The following is a 17,594-nucleotide window of genomic DNA, read 5'->3' on the forward strand; positions in this document are numbered from 1 at the left end:
TGGGTTCGGACGTAAATATAAAGGAGGTGGGGACTATGGATTTAAAAGAGAAAGGGTACAACAGAAGAGAACGAATGGAATGGCTGGTTATAATGCTGGTCGTCAGTCTGCTGTGCATGATACCATGTATGGGGAAACTGCTTCCGCAGGGAGACGATATGACTTTTCATATTCTGAGAATAGAAAGTGTTTATCATGCAATAAAGACCGGACAGGGTTTCCCTGCATATATTTATGATAAACTGCTGGAGGGGTATGGTTATGGAGCAGGAATCTTTTATCCGGATATCCTGCTGCTTCCTGCAATCCTGCTTCGTTTTATGGGACTGTCACCGGCAGGAGCCATGAAGGGATATATTTTCTTGTTGCTGTTACTGACCTGTTATACATCATACCGGGCAGGAAAAGTAATTGGAAAAAGTCATTTTGTGGGGCTTGTTACGATGGTATTGTATACAATGGGACATTATCATTTGGAAGATATATACAGACGGTCGGCAATGGGAGAAGTTGTCGCCATGGCATTCATTCCTCTGGTATTTCTGGCATTGTATGATTATACAGAACGGGAAGAACGGAGAAAAGGGTTGTTATGTCTGGTATTTTCCGGTTTGCTGCTCTGTCACACGATCAGCTTCGTGTTATGTGTTGGAATCGCTGTGGTATGGGTGCTGCTCCGTATCCGAAAGGTATGGGATAAAAAGCATATTCTGGGCGTGCTGGCTGAGATTTTAGGTTGTGTACTGCTGACTGCATTTTACTGGATTCCGGTATTGGAACAATTTGCGGATGGAACATTTTATGTCAGTACGAATCCGGCATTTGAGACACAGGATGAGATGATGACGATGCTTGGTATTGTAAGTGGAAGACTGTCAGTTTCCTTTGCAGAGCTTGGTATTTTCCTGTTACTGGTAATGCTTGGACTACGGTCACAGATAAAAAATAAAAAGGCAATTCTGTGCCTTTGCCTTGCAGTTGGTTTGTTACTCATAGAAACACGGTTGTTCCCATGGAAATTAATAGATAAAACACCGCTTATCAGTCTGCAGTTTCCATGGAGACTGAATATGTTCACAGAATTTTTTGTAGCATTTGGAATCGGAAACCAGTTATATGTATTATACAGACACAGTCTTTTATCCGAGAAAAACTGCAAACTGTGTTTTGTGCTCTGCGTATTGGCCGGTGTCTTTAATCTGAGTGTCGTATGGCAGGTGGAGATCCTTCGGCACATGGATTATTCATATGACTATATCGAGACACCAGCAAATACAAATGAGATCGGCTTTTGTGAATGGCTGCCATCAGAAGCGGACAGAGGACAGACAGTGTTCAGTGATAACAGTGGAACGATATGGTTGTATGGAGAGAATGAGAAGACGGAGACAGGTGAATATCATTCAGATGGAAGCTATTCCTTTGATGTAAATGGTACTTATGACAGTTGTGTTGTTCCGAAATATTACTACAAAGGATATGAAGCAACTGTAGCCGATCCGGCCGGCAGTCAGGAACTGCTTCCGGTTTCCAAAGATCCGGATACCGGACTGGTCAGACTGGAACTGAATGGGAAAAGCGGAACGATTTGTGTCTGGTACGGAAAAACCACAATGCAGACAGTATCGAAATGGATATCTCTGCTTAGTCTGTTGCTTATCGTTGCTTTTGGTGTGATCCAGTTCCTTACAAAGTATAAAAGTGGACGGGAAAATACAGACACACAATACATCTGATTTTGTGGAATGCATTAAGTGATGAAATCACGAAATATTACAATAATCTAAAAAAGTACATAACGCTTTTGACTGGTGTCGGTTTTGCAGATAGGCGAAGCCGACACTTCTTTTTGGAATAGGTGTTGGAAGGGGGATTTCTACGATACGTCCATCCTTCAGGTAGCTTTCAGAGAATTCCCGGACAACACTGGCGATTCCCATACCGATCGCTGCGAAGTCAAGCAGGAGATCCATGTTATTGATCTCAAGAAGCTGGTTACAGTGGAATGAATGTTTATTCAGATAGTTATCGACATGGGTTCTGGTTACATTTGCCTCCTCTAACATCATAAGTGTAGAGTGGCGGAAGATATCCCGGATATGATCTTCGGTCAGGACTTCAGAATCCGAAACGGACTGCTGTACATTCATAAGCGGGATCAGGTTCCCTATGATCGAGCCGGAAAATATCGGATAGCTGGCAGCTTCCGGTTGTGTATCGGCGGTTTCTTCGCCTGCTTCCAGACCGGCTTCTGTTTCCCGGTATGGAAAATTATCGATATAATCACTATTTGCCACGAAAATATCATGGATGGAGCGTATATGGGAATAAGTGATATTTTTAGGTAGTTCCGTTTCGCAGATCAGACCGATGTCGATTTCTTCATTTTTTAAGAGCCGGATCGTATTTTTGGTAGAGTGGCAGTCGATGCTGACCTTGATATTCGGGTTATCTTTGATGAAGGGCTTCAAGTAGTCCAAAAGGATATGCTTGCAGAGAGAGGTGCTGACACCGATACGGATATGACCAATCCCAAGTTCGTTGTATTTTTTCAGACTTTCTTCTCCCTTTACAATGTTATCCAGAGCACGTTCGATATAGTCATACAGGATCGTTCCTTCTTCGGTCAGGGCAACGCCCCTGGAATTGCGGACAAAGAGTGCAATCCCTATGCTTTCTTCCAGATTGCTGATCGCCTTGCTGACTGCGGGCTGGCTGATATAAAGCTGGTTTGCGGCACGGCTGATGCTGCCAGTCTTTGCAACCATGTAAAACACATTATAATAATTCAGATTATTGATCATGGCGTCCCTCCGATATATAAATACAAGTTATACAATGTATTACTATTATATATTGTAATTATACCAGCCGGTGTGGTAAAATCAATAAAAATATTCAATAACAAAATGCGTGAAATAGCGACAGTTATTTACAAAATAAGATTTAGGATCAGGAGGACAAAGCACATGGGTATGACAATGACTCAGAAGATTTTAGCTGCACATGCAGGACTTGACAGCGTGGAAGCCGGACAGTTGATTGAGGCAGATTTGGACCTTGTACTTGGAAATGATGTTACAACACCTGTAGCAATTCATGAGATGGACAAATTCAATAAGAAAGAAGTATTTGATAAGAATAAGATTGCACTTGTAATGGATCACTTTACACCGAATAAGGATATTAAGAGTGCAGAGCATTGTAAATGTGTCAGAGAATTCTCGGCAGAGAACCAGATCAAGAATTTCTTTGATGTAGGTTCTATGGGTATTGAGCACGCTCTGTTACCGGAGCAGGGACTGATCGTTGCAGGCGAGACCTGTATCGGTGCAGATTCTCATACATGTACATATGGTGCACTTGGTGCATTTTCAACCGGTGTTGGAAGTACTGATATGGCAGCCGGTATGGTGACAGGCAAAGCATGGTTTAAGGTACCATCTGCGATCAAGTTTAATATTGTAGGAGAGAAAGCACCTTGGGTCAGCGGTAAGGATGTTATCCTTCACATCATTGGTATGATCGGTGTAGACGGCGCATTATACAAATCTATGGAATTTGTTGGTGACGGTATTAAGAACCTGACCATGGATGATCGTTTTACTATCGCAAATATGGCAATCGAAGCAGGTGCCAAGAACGGAATCTTTCCGGTGGATGAATTAACAGAAGCATACATGAAGGAACATTCCACAAAGGCTTACAAGAAGTATGAAGCAGATGCAGATGCAGTTTATGATGAAGAGTATACGATTGATCTTTCTACACTTCGTCCAACAGTTGCATTTCCACATCTGCCGGAGAATACAAAGACAATTGATGAAGTTGGCGATATCAAGATCGATCAGGTTGTGATCGGATCCTGTACAAATGGACGTATTTCCGATATGCGTATTGCAGCAGATATCATCAAGGGCAGACAGGTAGCACAGGGTGTTCGTGTCATCGTGATCCCCGGAACACAGGAAGTATACTTACAGTGTATCGAAGAAGGACTCATGACGATATTTGTAAAGGCAGGCGCTGTAGTTTCCACTCCTACCTGTGGACCATGTCTTGGTGGACATATGGGTGTTATGGCAGCAGGAGAAAAAGCCGTATCCACAACCAACCGTAACTTTGTAGGACGTATGGGTCATGTTGATTCAGAAGTATATCTGGCAAGCCCGGCTGTTGCAGCAGCATCAGCGATCACAGGCAAGATCAGCAGTCCGGAAGAACTTGGATTATAATTAAGGAGGGTACGCAGAATGAAAGCATATGGTACAGTACACAAATATGGTGACAACGTAGATACAGATGTTATTATCCCTGCAAGATATCTGAATTCATCAGATCCTGCGGAGCTTGCAAAACACTGTATGGAAGACATAGATAAGGAATTTGTAAACAACGTAAAAGCAGGAGATATCATTGTGGCAAAGAAGAACTTTGGCTGTGGTTCCTCCAGAGAGCATGCACCGATCGCGATTAAAGCATCCGGTGTAAGCTGTGTTATCGCAGATACATTTGCAAGAATTTTCTATCGTAACTCGATCAATATCGGACTTCCGATCATTGAGTGCCCGGAAGCAGCAGAAGGTATCGAGGACGGTGATGAAGTAGAGATCAATTTTGACAGTGGTATCATCTACGATAAGACAAAGGATACCCGGTATAAGGGGCAGGCATTTCCTCCATTCATGCAGGAGATCATTAAGAATGAAGGTCTGATTAACTACATTAACAACAAGTAATGCACATTTGAATAACTCTATGCTATGCAAGCTTGCTTGCATACAGCATAGGAGTTATTCAAATGTATAGTGCGCAGCACAAACCGAGCCGAAAGGCGAGGTTGCATTACTTGGTAAAGAAAGGCAGGAATAAAAGATGAAATGTAATTTAGCAGTGATCAAGGGTGACGGTATTGGCCCTGAGATCGTAACAGAAGCAATGAAGGTTCTGGATAAAGTTGGTGAAGTATATGGTCATACATTTGATTATGAGCAGATCCTGATGGGTGGATGCTCGATCGACGCAACCGGAGTGCCACTTACAGATGAGGCAGTAGCAGTGGCAAAATCAAAGGATGCCGTATTGTTAGGCTCCATTGGTGGAAATACTTCTACCTCGCCATGGTATAAGCTTCCTCCAAATTTAAGACCGGAAGCAGGACTTCTTAAGATCCGTAAGGAGCTTGGATTATTTGCAAACTTAAGACCGGCAAATCTTTATGAGGAGTTAAAGAGTGCCTGTCCGTTAAAGGAAGAGATCGCAGATCGTGGATTTGACATGATGATCATGCGTGAACTGACAGGTGGCCTGTATTTTGGAGCAAGAAGTACAGAGGAGATCGATGGTGTGTTAACTGCACATGATAACCTTGTATATAATGAGAACGAGATCCGTCGTATTGCAATCAAGGGTTTTGATATTGCAATGAAGAGAAGAAAGAAAGTTACATCTGTAGATAAGGCAAATGTTCTGGATTCTTCCAGATTATGGAGAAAGATCGTAGAAGAAGTGGCAAAGGATTATCCGGAAGTAAGCTACGAGCATATGTTAGTTGATAACTGCGCAATGCAGCTTGTAAAGGATCCTGCACAGTTTGATGTTGTATTAACAGAGAATATGTTCGGTGACATCCTTTCCGATGAGGCATCCATGATCACAGGTTCGATCGGTATGCTTCCGTCTGCATCCTTAAATGAGACGAAGTTTGGTATGTATGAGCCAAGCGGCGGATCAGCACCGGATATTGCAGGACAGAACAAGGCCAATCCTATCGCAACGATCCTGTCGGCAGCTATGATGCTTCGCTTCACATTTGACTTGGATAAGGAAGCAGATGCAGTAGAGCAGGCTGTAAAACAGGTATTGGTAGATGGTTACAGAACATGTGATATCATTTCGGAAGGAATGACACCGGTAAGCTGTTCTGAAATGGGAGATTTAATTGCAGAACGCATAAAATAAAGGAGAGTATAGAGATGAAGAGTGATAATGTAAAAGTCGGAATGCAGCAGGCACCACATCGTTCCCTGTTTAATGCACTCGGTATGACAAAGGAAGAAATGGAACGTCCGCTGGTAGGTATTGTATGTTCTTACAATGAGATCGTTCCGGGACATATGAATCTGGATAAGATCGCACAGGCAGTTAAGATGGGAGTTGCTATGGCTGGTGGTACACCTGTCATGTTCCCGGCAATTGCAGTCTGTGATGGTATCGCTATGGGACATATCGGTATGAAATATTCATTAGTAACCAGAGATCTGATTGCTGATTCTACAGAAGCAATGGCAACTGCACATCAGTTTGATGCACTGGTTATGATCCCGAACTGTGATAAGAATGTACCTGGTCTGTTAATGGCTGCAGCAAGAGTAAATGTACCTACCGTATTTGTATCCGGTGGCCCAATGCTTGCAGGTCATGTAAAAGGTCATAAGACCAGTCTTTCCAGTATGTTTGAGGCTGTTGGTTCTTATTCGGCAGGAACCATGACAGCAGAAGATGTAAATGAATTTGAATGTAAGGCATGTCCTACCTGCGGTTCCTGTTCCGGTATGTATACAGCGAATTCCATGAACTGCTTAACAGAAGCACTTGGTATGGGACTTCCTGGAAACGGAACGATACCTGCGGTGTATTCTGAGCGTCTGAAGCTTGCAAAGCATGCAGGTATGGCTGTTATGGATATGTACAGAAAGAATATCAGACCAAGAGATATCATTACAAAAGAAGCGATCATCAATGCATTAACCGTTGATATGGCGCTTGGATGTTCTACCAACTCCATGCTTCATATTCCGGCTATCGCACATGAGATCGGGTTTGACTTTGATATTTCTTATGCAAATGAGATCAGTGCCAAGACACCAAACTTATGTCATCTGGCTCCTGCAGGTCCTACTTATATGGAAGATCTGAATGAAGCCGGTGGCGTATACGCTGTTATGAATGAATTAAAATCCGCAGGTCTGTTAAATGAAGACTGTATGACAGTAACCGGTAAGACGATCGGTGAAGCTGTTGACGGCGTAGCAAATAAGAATCCGGAAGTTATCCGTACACTGGATAATCCATATAGTAAGACCGGTGGTCTTGCAGTATTAAAGGGAAATCTTGCACCGGACGGTTCTGTTGTAAAGCGTTCCGCTGTTGTACCTGAGATGATGGTGCATGAAGGACCTGCAAGAGTATTTGACTGTGAAGAAGATGCGATTGCAGCGATCAAGGGCGGTAAGATCGTACCCGGTGATGTCGTTGTTATTCGTTATGAAGGACCGAAAGGAGGCCCTGGTATGCGTGAGATGTTAAATCCAACATCAGCGATCGCAGGTATGGGACTTGGATCATCAGTAGCCCTGATCACAGACGGAAGATTCTCAGGAGCCAGCCGTGGTGCATCCATCGGACATGTTTCACCGGAAGCAGCAGTTGGTGGTCCGATCGCACTCGTAGAAGAGGGAGATATCATCAAGATCGATATTAACAATACTACGATCACGTTAGATGTACCGGATGATGTGCTTGCACAGAGAAAGGCTGCATGGAAGCCAAGAACACCGAAGGTAACAACCGGTTATCTTGCAAGATATGCCGCTATGGTAACATCAGGAAATCGTGGAGCAATCTTAGAGGTACCAAAGGCTGATAAGTAGAGAGTATTAAAGGAGCAAAAGGAAAATGGCAAAGAAGATATCAGGTTCTGAGATAGTAATTGAATGTTTAAAAGAACAGGGTGTTGATATTGTGTTCGGGTATCCGGGGGGCGCAATCTTAAATGTCTATGATGCTTTATATAAGCATCAGGAAGAGATCACGCATGTACTTACATCACATGAGCAGGGGGCAGCACATGCCGCTGACGGATATGCAAGAGCAACAGGTAAGGTCGGTGTCTGTATGGCTACATCCGGTCCTGGTGCAACAAACCTTGTAACGGGAATTGCGACTGCATATATGGATTCCGTTCCGATGGTTGCGATCACCGCAAATGTCGGAGTAAATATGCTTGGTAAGGACAGCTTTCAGGAGATCGACATTGCAGGTGTTGTAATGCCGATCACAAAGCATAGCTTTATCGTAAAAAATGTAGAAGATCTGGCACCGACGATCCGACGTGCATTTAAGATCGCAAAGAGTGGAAGACCAGGTCCTGTCCTTGTTGATATTACAAAGGATGTTACGGCTGCAGAGGCAGAGTATACATATGAAGAACCGGCAGTGATCGAGCGTAAGACAGATACAATCCGGGAAGAAGATATAAATAAAGTGATCGAGATGATCAAAGTATCCAGAAGACCATATATCATGGCAGGCGGCGGAGTGATCATTTCAGGAGCTTCCGAAGAATTAAAAGAATTTGCCGAGAAGGTAGATGCACCTGTATGTGATACACTTATGGGAAAGGGCGCATATGATGGTACAAGCGAGCGTTATACCGGCATGATCGGAATGCACGGAACCAAGGTATCGAATCTTGGAGTATCCAGATCCGACCTTGTGATCGTGGTAGGAGCACGTTTCTCCGACCGTGTCATTGGAAATGCTTCCAAGTTCGCACCAAATGCAAAGATCATTCATATTGATATCGATGCAGCCGAGATTGATAAGAATATTCCGGCAAATGCAAGCATTGTGGGTGATGCTAAAGAAGTTCTGACGATATTAAACAGTAAACTTCCAACTCAGTCAAATCGTTCCTGGATGGCAGAAATCAAGGATTTAACAGAGAAAAATCCGGTCACATACGACATGGATCACTTAAATGGACCGGCAACTATCAAAAAAATCTATGAAATTACCGAAGGAAATGCTATAATCACTACTGATGTAGGTCAGCACCAGATGTGGGCGGCACAGAATTACACTTATAAGGAGCCAAGAACTTTCCTTTCATCAGGCGGACTTGGTACTATGGGATACGGTGTCGGTGCAGCTATCGGCGCAAAATATGGCAGACCGGATAAGACTGTAGTAAATATCGCAGGAGACGGATGCTTCCGTATGAATATGAACGAGATTGCGACAGCAGCCCGTTATAAAGTACCTATCATTCAGGTGGTATTAAATAATCACGTTCTCGGAATGGTAAGACAATGGCAGAATCTGTTCTATGGACAGCGGTATTCGAATACAGTATTAGATGATTCTGTTGATTTTGTAGCAGTATCAAAAGCACTTGGGGCAAATGCAAGTAAGATCACATCGATCGAAGAGTTTGAAACAGAGTTTAAGAAGGCATTGACAGCAGATGGTCCGACCGTACTGGATGTTATGATCGATTCCGATGATAAGGTATGGCCTATGGTAGCTCCGGGTGCTGCAATCGACACCTGTTTCACAGACAAAGATCTTGATAATTAAAAATAACAATAATAAAAAAGAAGGAGATAAAAAATGGCAAGAGTATTTAACTTTTCAGCAGGTCCATCCATGCTTCCTGAATCTGTATTAAGAGAAGCAGCAGAAGAAATGCTTGACTACAGAGGAACAGGCATGAGTGTTATGGAGATGAGTCATCGATCGAAAGCATTCGATACGATCATCAAAGAGGCAGAACAGGATCTTCGCGATATCATGGAAATCCCTGATAATTACAAAGTATTATTCTTACAGGGCGGTGCTTCCCAGCAGTTCGCTGCGATACCTATGAACCTTATGAAGAATGGTGTAGCGGATTACATCATCACAGGTCAGTGGGCAAAGAAAGCATACGAAGAAGCTAAAAAATATGGAAAGGTAAATGCTGTTGCTTCATCAGCAGATAAGACATTCTCCTATATTCCGGATTGTTCTGATCTTCCGATTGATGAGGATGCAGATTATGTATATATCTGTCACAACAATACAATCTATGGAACTACATATCACAAGCTTCCAAATACAAAGGGTAAGATTCTGGTAGCAGATATGTCATCCGACATTCTGTCTCAGCCGGTCAATGTATCTGACTATGGTGTGATCTACTTTGGCGTACAGAAGAACGTAGGTCCGGCCGGTGTAGTAGTTGCGATCATCCGTGAAGATCTGATCCGTGATGACGTTATGCCATTTACACCAACCATGTTAAAGTATAAGACACAGGCAGATGCAGATTCTCTTTACAATACACCACCATGCTACGGTATCTATATTTGTGGCAAGGTATTCAAATGGGTAAAAGAGATGGGTGGTCTTGCAGCTATGAAGGAGCACAATGAGAAGAAGGCAGCAATCCTTTACAATTTCTTAGACAGCTCCAAGATGTTTAAGGGAACTGTAGTAAAAGAGGATCGTTCTTTAATGAATGTTCCATTTGTTACAGGTGATGAAGAATTAGATGCCAAGTTCGTAAAGGCTGCAACAGAGGCTGGTTTTGTAAATCTGAAGGGACACAGAACGGTTGGCGGCATGAGAGCATCGATCTACAATGCAATGCCGATCGAAGGTGTTGAGAAGTTAGTAGAATTCATGAAGGATTTCGAAGAGAAGAATTCATAATAAGAGCATTCTGCATGCAGTCCTTTGGGATTGCATGCGGAGGCGGATATAAAGGAGAGTTAAATAAAAAATGGCAGTTAAAGTGAATTGTTTAAATCCGATCGCTGCATGTGGCATGGAGCTGTTACCGGATACATATGAAATAACGGATAATTATGCAGACGCAGATGCGGTTCTGGTAAGAAGTGCATCCATGCATGATCTGGAACTTTCAGACAAACTCCTGTGTGTTGCAAGAGCAGGTGCAGGTGTAAATAATATTCCACTTGATAAATGTGCAGAAAAGGGCGTTGTAGTATTCAATACTCCAGGTGCAAATGCAAATGGTGTTAAGGAACTGGTTGTAGCAGGTCTGCTTCTTGCTTCCCGTGATCTGATGGGCGGATACAACTGGGTAAAGGACAATGCTTCTGACGAGAACCTTGCAAAAGCAGTTGAGAAGCAGAAAAAGCAGTATGCAGGTAATGAGATCGCCGGCAAGAAGCTCGGTGTTATCGGTCTTGGTGCGATCGGTGCCAAGGTAGCAAATATCGCAGTCAGACTTGGAATGGAAGTATATGGTTATGATCCGTTTGTATCCGTTGATGCAGCATGGGGCTTATCCAAATACATCAAACACATTACAAATGTAGAAGATATCTATAAGGAATGTGATTATATCACGATCCATGTTCCAGCACTTCCTGCAACAAAGGGAATGTTGAACGCAGATGCATTTGCCATGATGAAGGATGGTGTCAGAATCCTGAACTTTGCAAGAGATGTTCTTGTAAATGATGAAGATATCAAGGCAGCACTTGCAAGCGGCAAGGTAGCAAAATATGTAACAGATTTCCCTAATCCGGCAATCGCAGGTACAGAAAATGTAATTGCATTACCACATCTTGGTGCCTCCACAGAAGAATCTGAAGATAACTGTGCGATCATGGCATGTAAAGAAATCACAGACTTTATGGAGAATGGTAATATCAAGAACTCCGTAAATTATCCAAATGTAAATATGGGCGTATGTGGTGATACTGCCAGAGTTACAATCTGCCATAAGAATATTCCTAACATGCTGACACAGTTTACAGGTGTATTTGCAAAGCAGGGCGGAAATGTATCGGGAATGATCAGTCAGGCAAAGGGTGAATATGCATACTCAATCCTTGACATTGATAAGGTTCCTACAGAAGACGATATCAATGCATTGCTTGCAATTGATGGTGTTATCAAGGTTCGCGCGATCTAAGAAAAAAAGATTAGGAGATTAGTAAAAATGAGTGATAAACTGAAAGTTGGTATTCTTGGTGCTACCGGTATGGTAGGACAGAGATTTATAGCATTATTAGAGAATCATCCATGGTTTGAGGTTGTAACAGTGGCTGCAAGCCCAAGAAGTGCCGGAAAGACATATGAAGAGGCAGTCGGCGATAGATGGAAGATGGATACTCCGATGCCGGAGGGCGTTAAGAAGCTCATCGTTCATAATGTAAATGAAGTAGAACAGGTTGCTGCAACTGTAGATTTTGTATTCAGTGCAGTTGATATGTCAAAGGAAGAGATCAAGGCGATTGAAGAAGCATATGCAAAGACAGAGACTCCTGTAGTATCCAACAACTCAGCACATCGCTGGACACCGGATGTTCCTATGGTAGTACCTGAGATCAATCCGGAGCATATGAAGGTCATTGATTTCCAGAAGAAGAGACTAGGAACAACCAGAGGCTTTGTAGCAGTAAAACCAAACTGCTCCATCCAGTCTTATGCACCGGTTCTTACAGCATGGAAAGAGTTTGAGCCATATGAGGTGGTTGCTACCACATATCAGGCAATCTCAGGTGCAGGTAAGACCTTTAAGGACTGGCCGGAAATGGTTGGAAATATCATTCCATATATCGGTGGAGAAGAAGAAAAGTCAGAGAAGGAACCACTTCGTATCTGGGGTAAGATCGAGGATGGAGTGATCGTTCCTGCAACAACACCGGTTATCACATGTCAGTGTATCCGTGTTCCTGTATTAAACGGACATACAGCAGCTGTATTTGTTAAGTTCAAGAAGAATCCTACAAAGGAACAGTTGATCGAAAAGTTGGTATCATATAAGGGCGTTCCTCAGGAGCTTGAGCTTCCAAGTGCACCAAAGCAGTTCATCCAGTATCTGGAAGAAGACAATCGTCCACAGGTATCAATGGATGTTGACTTTGAACATGGTATGGGAATCAGCGTTGGTCGTCTTCGTGAAGACACTGTATATGACTGGAAGTTTGTTGGTTTATCCCATAATACAGTCAGAGGTGCAGCAGGTGGTGCTGTCCTTTGCGCAGAGTTATTAAAAGCACAGGGATATATCACAAAGAAATAAATGTTCATAAAGCAATAAGTTGAAAAAAGGAGGTTCTTTTAGAATATACAAAAAGAGCCTCTTTTCTTTCATAACATAATGCAAGATTTGTATGAGGAGGATAAAATGCTGGGGGTCTGGTTTATTATATGTGTTATTTTTCTTACAGTGTTTCGTTATATATGGAAAAGAAAGGAAAATAATCCATGTATGTTATTTTCGTATTTTTTATATTTGTATGATGTGACTGGATTGTTTTACTATGTGCTTGTTGGTAAATGCCGTGTAAAAATACTGTATCTGCTAATTGTTCTTTTCATGGTTATTCTTCAAATAGGATTACCATTCCTTTTCAATCATATTGGAAGAGATAATCGGGTAATTAAAGTGCTGAAGAACTGGCATGAACAAGTGATGAGTTCGTTTATGTTTTGGGGAATGTTGATCCTGTTATATCTTCCAAATGGCGAATGGGGGATCAGCGGGGGATTCTTTATTATGTCATATCTGGTAAATGCTTTCTTTATGGTGATGAAAAAGCTGCGGGAATCCATTTGGGAAATGCATATGCTTCAGAATATTGCAGGCTTCTTTGCCTTTATTATATGTATGATCGTTGCAAGATCAGATGATTTTCAATATTTTTCAAATTGGCTGTTTGCTTTATTATTGATCATCTGGCTTGTTTTATTATGTTTGTTTACCTTTGGAGCAGTTGATAAAAATCCGGGAATGTTATACTGGCTGTTTACAGAAACAGCAGAAAACCGAAAAGTACAGGTTGTTCGATATAAAAGAATTATAAAAAGATTTTTTAATATCTTCCTTTCCCTGTTTTTGTTGATGTTTTGGGTATTTATAGAGAATACACTGGAATTTTATTATACCAATCGAAAGACCTTGGAATTTAACTTATCTGATTTCTGGGGTAGTATGATCGTGCAGTCTTTTTTCTTATCCGTTATCATATCTGTTCTGGTCAGTTTATTGAAAACGAATGTAACAAAGATTATCAGTTGTTGTTTATGGGGATTAGCGGTAGCTTCCTATATTCAGGTTATGATATTTGATCGTGACCTTGGTATTACGGATGCTTATGCAATTAAATGGAGTGATTATTCCGGCAAGATGATCATGACCGGAATTGTATGGGGAATCTGTATTGTAGTTCCGGTTATTTTGTTTGCAAAATTTAAAAATAAATTCTTTAGTATTTTGAAATATGTAGCAGTGTGTTTATTATGTATTCAGATATCGGCAACTGTATATCTGGTTATAAAATCCGGAGGTTATAGGAATACTTCAGAAGCAGAGATTACAAATTACTATGTTTCAGGCAAAAATGAATATACAGTATCGGAAGAAAAAAATATTTTTGTATTTGTTCTTGATACATACAGCAATGATTTTATTGACGAAATGACAGAGCAATATCCGGATGCGTTAGAGCCGCTGCATGATTTTACATATTATGATAATTATGACAGCAAATATGACGGAACAGCGCTGGCAATGAATTATCTGTTAACGGGACAGGAATTTGATAATACGATTCCTTGTCGGGAATATTCTAAAGAAGCATTTCATTCAGAAAAGGCTGTCGAATTTTATAATACACTAAAAGAACAACAGTATTCTTGTAATATATATACGGATAAAGCAACAGTTAGTTTTCTTAATGCAAAGAATCTATATGAATATTATGATAATGTACAGGAAAATGCAGATGGTGAGATCTTAGTCGATTACCACGCAGTCCGGAAAAATATTATAAAGGGGGCAATGTATAAAGTATTGCCGCTGGCATTAAAGAGATTTTCTTTAGTTGTTACCAGTGATTTTGATGGTGCGGTCAGTTCTTCCGGCGGAGGGGAAGATTCGCCGGACCTGGATGATGATTTTTATTTAAAATTACAGACACAGGGACTAGAATATAACAGCAGTTCTGGAACATTTGCAATTTACCATTTTAGCGGAATGCATGATTATGGGGATGGAAAGGGAAAAAATCTGCCAGAAGCGGCTTACGATAATCTAAATGATGTGTACGTTTTTCTTGATGAATTGAAAAATATGGGAGTTTATGATAATTCAACGATCATAATAACGGCAGATCATGGAAAAATCATGACGGTAGATGGTATTCAGCCTATTTTCTTTATCAAAGAACCCTATAAAAAGAATGACAGGCTTGCAGTTTGCAGTTCTCCGGTAAGTGCGGAAGAGTTTATGCCAACGATCATGAAGCTTATTACAGGTGAAAGCAAAGATAAAACCATTTATGATTATGAAGCGGATGAAAATCGGTCAAGAAGTGTATATATACGACAGTACAAGGAAAATATATCCGATCTTCTGAAAAATGATTCAGCAAATTATGCTTGTTTGTATAAGTATACATATCAGGGAGACAAGGATGAATTAAGGAAATATGCAGGTGCAAAACCGAAGCAGAAGATACCGTTGATCGATTTCTGGTATTAAAAAACAAGAAAAGGAGATAGTATGATGTTTAATGAAATGAATTTATTAGTACAGGAATTTCCAACAATGAAATTATATATTGATCCGGCGACGACAAGTTATCTGATCCAGATAATTGCCGGAGTAGTGATCGCAGCAGGTGCGGTAGCAGGAATTGCATTCAGTAAAATAAAAAGAGCATTAAAAAAAGGAAAAACAGAAGAACAGCCCGTAAAAAAGACAAGAAATGAAGAAAAGAAAATTGTTACTGCAGATGATTTGTTAGATGATGAGGAATAGAAGTGAATCAGATAATTAATTATGTTTCGGATTTTTTCGGGATCATAATGAGATGGTGCTATGTTTTTGTAAATAATTATGGATTGTCAATTATTGTGTTTACGATTTTTACAAAATTTGTATTATTTCCTATTTCATTGATTACACAGAAAAATTCGATAAAAATGGCACAGATGCGTCCGGAACTTGATGCTTTAAAAGTAAAATATGTGGATGATAAAGATCGGTATGCAGATGCACAACTGGAATTATATAAAAAAATGCAATATCATCCATTACTGGATATGATACCACTGCTGATCCAGATTCTGATCGTTCTTGGATTGGTGGGTGTTATGTATTGCCCGCTTTCATATATCCTGCGGATGCAGGATCCCGATATCGCTATGCTGCAAAAATGGTTTGAGGGGCTTGGATGGACATTGCAGGATAATTCTTACCAGTTGACAATGATCCATGAAATACAGAATGGTATTAGCGGTGTACCTGAAAACCTTATGGGACTGATAGAAAAGATATCAGATTTTGATATGAATTTTATCGGATTTAATTTATCAGAGAAACCACAATTATCATTACATAATAAACTGGTTTTGATTCCTGTTTTATCGGGTGTGAGCGCATGGCTCATGTGTGTTGTTCAAAATAAAATAAATGTGCTGCAGTTATATGCCGGAAAATGGAATAAAATAGGAATGACGGTATTTATGATAGCATTTTCCACATATTTTGCGTTCCTTGTTCCGGCTGGAGTCGGGGTATATTGGATCTTTGGAAATTTGTTCGCAATTCCTTCCATGTATCTGGTAAATATTGTGATGCCGCCTGAAAAATATATTGATATGGATTACATACGGATCTTGAATGAAACAGCAGAGGAAAAAGAAAAGATACGAAAAAAGTATGGGAGAACAGAGAAACAGGATTATCATCGGTTTGAGAAGACTGAAAAGAGAATTGTATTTTATGCAGAGGGCCGGGGCTTTTATAAATATTATCAGCCGATCATAGAGTATCTGGCTGAACGGTCTGATTATAAAATGGATTATGTTACCAGTGATCCGGAGGATCCGATCCTGAAGCAGGAGCAGTCGGCAGTCCGGGCATATTATATAGCACAGGACAAGTATCTGATTCCTTTGTTTATGAAATTGGATTGTGATATCTGTCTGATGACGATGCCAGATCTGGAAAAATATCATATCAAGCGTTCCAAGGTAAGATCAGATATTGAATATATTTATGTAGCACATGGGATGGGAAGTAATGCACTTACATTACGGAAAGGTGCATTAGATTATTATGACACGGTTTTTTGTGTAGGAATCGATTCGGTACGTGAAATACAGCAAATGGAAGCGCTGTATGTGACACAGCCTAAAACTCTGGTTGAGACAGGATATGCGTTATTGGATCAGATGATCGAGCAGTATCAGATTGAAAACAGAAAAGAAAATGAAAAGAAAAAAATACTGATCGCACCATCGTGGCAGCCGGAAAATATTATTGATCTGTGTATTGAGCAGATATTAGATAAATATAAGAATACACCATATGAGGTCATTGTACGGCCGCATCCGCAGCAGGTGAGACATCAGATGGAACGGTTTGTGGAAATGCAGGAGCGATATGCAAAGGATGATAATATAACTATACAGACGGACTTTTCTTCTAACAGTACGGTTATGGATGCTGATCTGCTGATAACAGACTGGTCAGATATATCATTTGAATATGCATTTACAACATTGAAACCAGTGCTGTTTATTGATACGCCAATGAAAATCATGAATCCTGAATATGATAAGATTGAGCAGAAGCCAATTAATGTGACATTGCGAAATGTGCTTGGGAAGGCGATATCTGTAAATGATATTGATAATATACTTGAAATATCTACAGATATGTTAAAGCAAAAGGACATGTATAGAAAGCAGATTGCGGATGCCAGAGAGAAACATATTTTTAATATCGGAAAGAGCCGGATATTAAGTGGAAAATATATTATGAAACGGCTTATGGAATAGAG

Annotated in this window: 13 protein-coding genes; 12 read left to right on the plus strand and 1 reads right to left on the minus strand. The window is 40.8% G+C overall.

What is annotated here, in order from left to right; genetic code table 11:
- The first annotated feature begins 35 nt into the window (after positions 1–35).
- Positions 36–1,736 carry a DUF6541 family protein gene (locus tag OCV60_RS07605; RefSeq protein ID WP_262529923.1) on the plus strand — a complete coding sequence of 567 codons (1,701 nt, stop codon included), beginning with the start codon at positions 36–38 and terminating at the stop codon, positions 1,734–1,736.
- Positions 1,737–1,763: 27 nt separating this feature from the next.
- Here the strand turns inward: OCV60_RS07605 and OCV60_RS07610 are convergent, their stop codons facing one another.
- Positions 1,764–2,804, minus strand: a complete 1,041-nt coding sequence (locus OCV60_RS07610) for a LysR family transcriptional regulator (protein WP_117821902.1) — start codon at positions 2,802–2,804, stop codon at positions 1,764–1,766.
- A 165-nt stretch (positions 2,805–2,969) separates the two neighbouring features.
- Between OCV60_RS07610 and leuC the strand changes: the two genes are divergently transcribed.
- The 11 genes from leuC (at position 2,970) to yidC (ending at position 17,592) form a co-directional block, all read left to right on the plus strand.
- Entirely contained in the window at positions 2,970–4,235 is a 1,266-nt protein-coding gene (gene leuC / locus OCV60_RS07615) for a 3-isopropylmalate dehydratase large subunit (RefSeq protein ID WP_021944394.1), read from the plus strand.
- A gap of 18 nt (positions 4,236–4,253) precedes the next feature.
- Positions 4,254–4,739 (plus strand): 3-isopropylmalate dehydratase small subunit, encoded by a 486-nt coding sequence (gene leuD / locus OCV60_RS07620; protein WP_021944395.1) that lies wholly within the window; start codon positions 4,254–4,256, stop codon positions 4,737–4,739.
- Positions 4,740–4,875: 136 nt separating this feature from the next.
- A complete protein-coding gene (leuB, locus tag OCV60_RS07625; protein ID WP_021944396.1) occupies positions 4,876–5,961 on the plus strand; it encodes a 3-isopropylmalate dehydrogenase in 1,086 nt (361 codons plus the stop codon).
- 14 nt (positions 5,962–5,975) lie between these two features.
- The gene (gene ilvD / locus OCV60_RS07630; protein WP_008402912.1) at positions 5,976–7,652 is read left to right on the plus strand and encodes a dihydroxy-acid dehydratase; all 1,677 of its coding nucleotides are present in this window, start codon (positions 5,976–5,978) and stop codon (positions 7,650–7,652) included.
- 25 nt (positions 7,653–7,677) lie between these two features.
- Positions 7,678–9,360 carry a biosynthetic-type acetolactate synthase large subunit gene (gene ilvB, locus OCV60_RS07635; protein ID WP_117785426.1) on the plus strand — a complete coding sequence of 561 codons (1,683 nt, stop codon included), beginning with the start codon at positions 7,678–7,680 and terminating at the stop codon, positions 9,358–9,360.
- Between the two features lie 33 nt (positions 9,361–9,393).
- Positions 9,394–10,476: a 3-phosphoserine/phosphohydroxythreonine transaminase gene (gene serC, locus OCV60_RS07640; RefSeq protein ID WP_021944398.1), complete on the plus strand. Its 1,083-nt coding sequence runs from the start codon at positions 9,394–9,396 to the stop codon at positions 10,474–10,476.
- A 70-nt stretch (positions 10,477–10,546) separates the two neighbouring features.
- The gene (locus tag OCV60_RS07645; RefSeq protein ID WP_021944399.1) at positions 10,547–11,710 is read left to right on the plus strand and encodes a phosphoglycerate dehydrogenase; all 1,164 of its coding nucleotides are present in this window, start codon (positions 10,547–10,549) and stop codon (positions 11,708–11,710) included.
- Positions 11,711–11,737: 27 nt separating this feature from the next.
- On the plus strand, positions 11,738–12,823 hold the full coding sequence (gene asd, locus OCV60_RS07650; RefSeq protein WP_008402908.1) for an aspartate-semialdehyde dehydrogenase: 1,086 nt from the start codon (positions 11,738–11,740) through the stop codon (positions 12,821–12,823).
- A 405-nt stretch (positions 12,824–13,228) separates the two neighbouring features.
- Entirely contained in the window at positions 13,229–15,286 is a 2,058-nt protein-coding gene (locus tag OCV60_RS07655) for an alkaline phosphatase family protein (RefSeq protein ID WP_147340228.1), read from the plus strand.
- A gap of 21 nt (positions 15,287–15,307) precedes the next feature.
- Entirely contained in the window at positions 15,308–15,565 is a 258-nt protein-coding gene (locus OCV60_RS07660) for a hypothetical protein (protein ID WP_021944401.1), read from the plus strand.
- A 2-nt stretch (positions 15,566–15,567) separates the two neighbouring features.
- The gene (yidC, locus tag OCV60_RS07665; RefSeq protein ID WP_021944402.1) at positions 15,568–17,592 is read left to right on the plus strand and encodes a membrane protein insertase YidC; all 2,025 of its coding nucleotides are present in this window, start codon (positions 15,568–15,570) and stop codon (positions 17,590–17,592) included.
- The last annotated feature ends 2 nt before the right edge of the window (positions 17,593–17,594 follow it).

This window comes from Coprococcus ammoniilyticus (assembly GCF_025567345.1).
Lineage (GTDB): Bacteria > Bacillota > Clostridia > Lachnospirales > Lachnospiraceae > Coprococcus > Coprococcus ammoniilyticus.

What these genes read in the sequence shown, in the direction of transcription:
- OCV60_RS07605 (WP_262529923.1), top strand. Translation starts at nt 36, where the DNA reads ATGGATTTAAAAGAGAAAGGGTACAACAGAAGAGAACGAATGGAATGG.
- OCV60_RS07645 (WP_021944399.1), top strand. Translation starts at nt 10,547, where the DNA reads ATGGCAGTTAAAGTGAATTGTTTAAATCCGATCGCTGCATGTGGCATG.
- asd (WP_008402908.1), top strand. Translation starts at nt 11,738, where the DNA reads ATGAGTGATAAACTGAAAGTTGGTATTCTTGGTGCTACCGGTATGGTA.
- OCV60_RS07610 (WP_117821902.1), bottom strand. Translation starts at nt 2,804, where the DNA reads ATGATCAATAATCTGAATTATTATAATGTGTTTTACATGGTTGCAAAG.
- leuB (WP_021944396.1), top strand. Translation starts at nt 4,876, where the DNA reads ATGAAATGTAATTTAGCAGTGATCAAGGGTGACGGTATTGGCCCTGAG.
- leuD (WP_021944395.1), top strand. Translation starts at nt 4,254, where the DNA reads ATGAAAGCATATGGTACAGTACACAAATATGGTGACAACGTAGATACA.
- serC (WP_021944398.1), top strand. Translation starts at nt 9,394, where the DNA reads ATGGCAAGAGTATTTAACTTTTCAGCAGGTCCATCCATGCTTCCTGAA.
- leuC (WP_021944394.1), top strand. Translation starts at nt 2,970, where the DNA reads ATGGGTATGACAATGACTCAGAAGATTTTAGCTGCACATGCAGGACTT.
- OCV60_RS07660 (WP_021944401.1), top strand. Translation starts at nt 15,308, where the DNA reads ATGATGTTTAATGAAATGAATTTATTAGTACAGGAATTTCCAACAATG.
- ilvD (WP_008402912.1), top strand. Translation starts at nt 5,976, where the DNA reads ATGAAGAGTGATAATGTAAAAGTCGGAATGCAGCAGGCACCACATCGT.
- OCV60_RS07655 (WP_147340228.1), top strand. Translation starts at nt 13,229, where the DNA reads ATGTTTTGGGGAATGTTGATCCTGTTATATCTTCCAAATGGCGAATGG.
- ilvB (WP_117785426.1), top strand. Translation starts at nt 7,678, where the DNA reads ATGGCAAAGAAGATATCAGGTTCTGAGATAGTAATTGAATGTTTAAAA.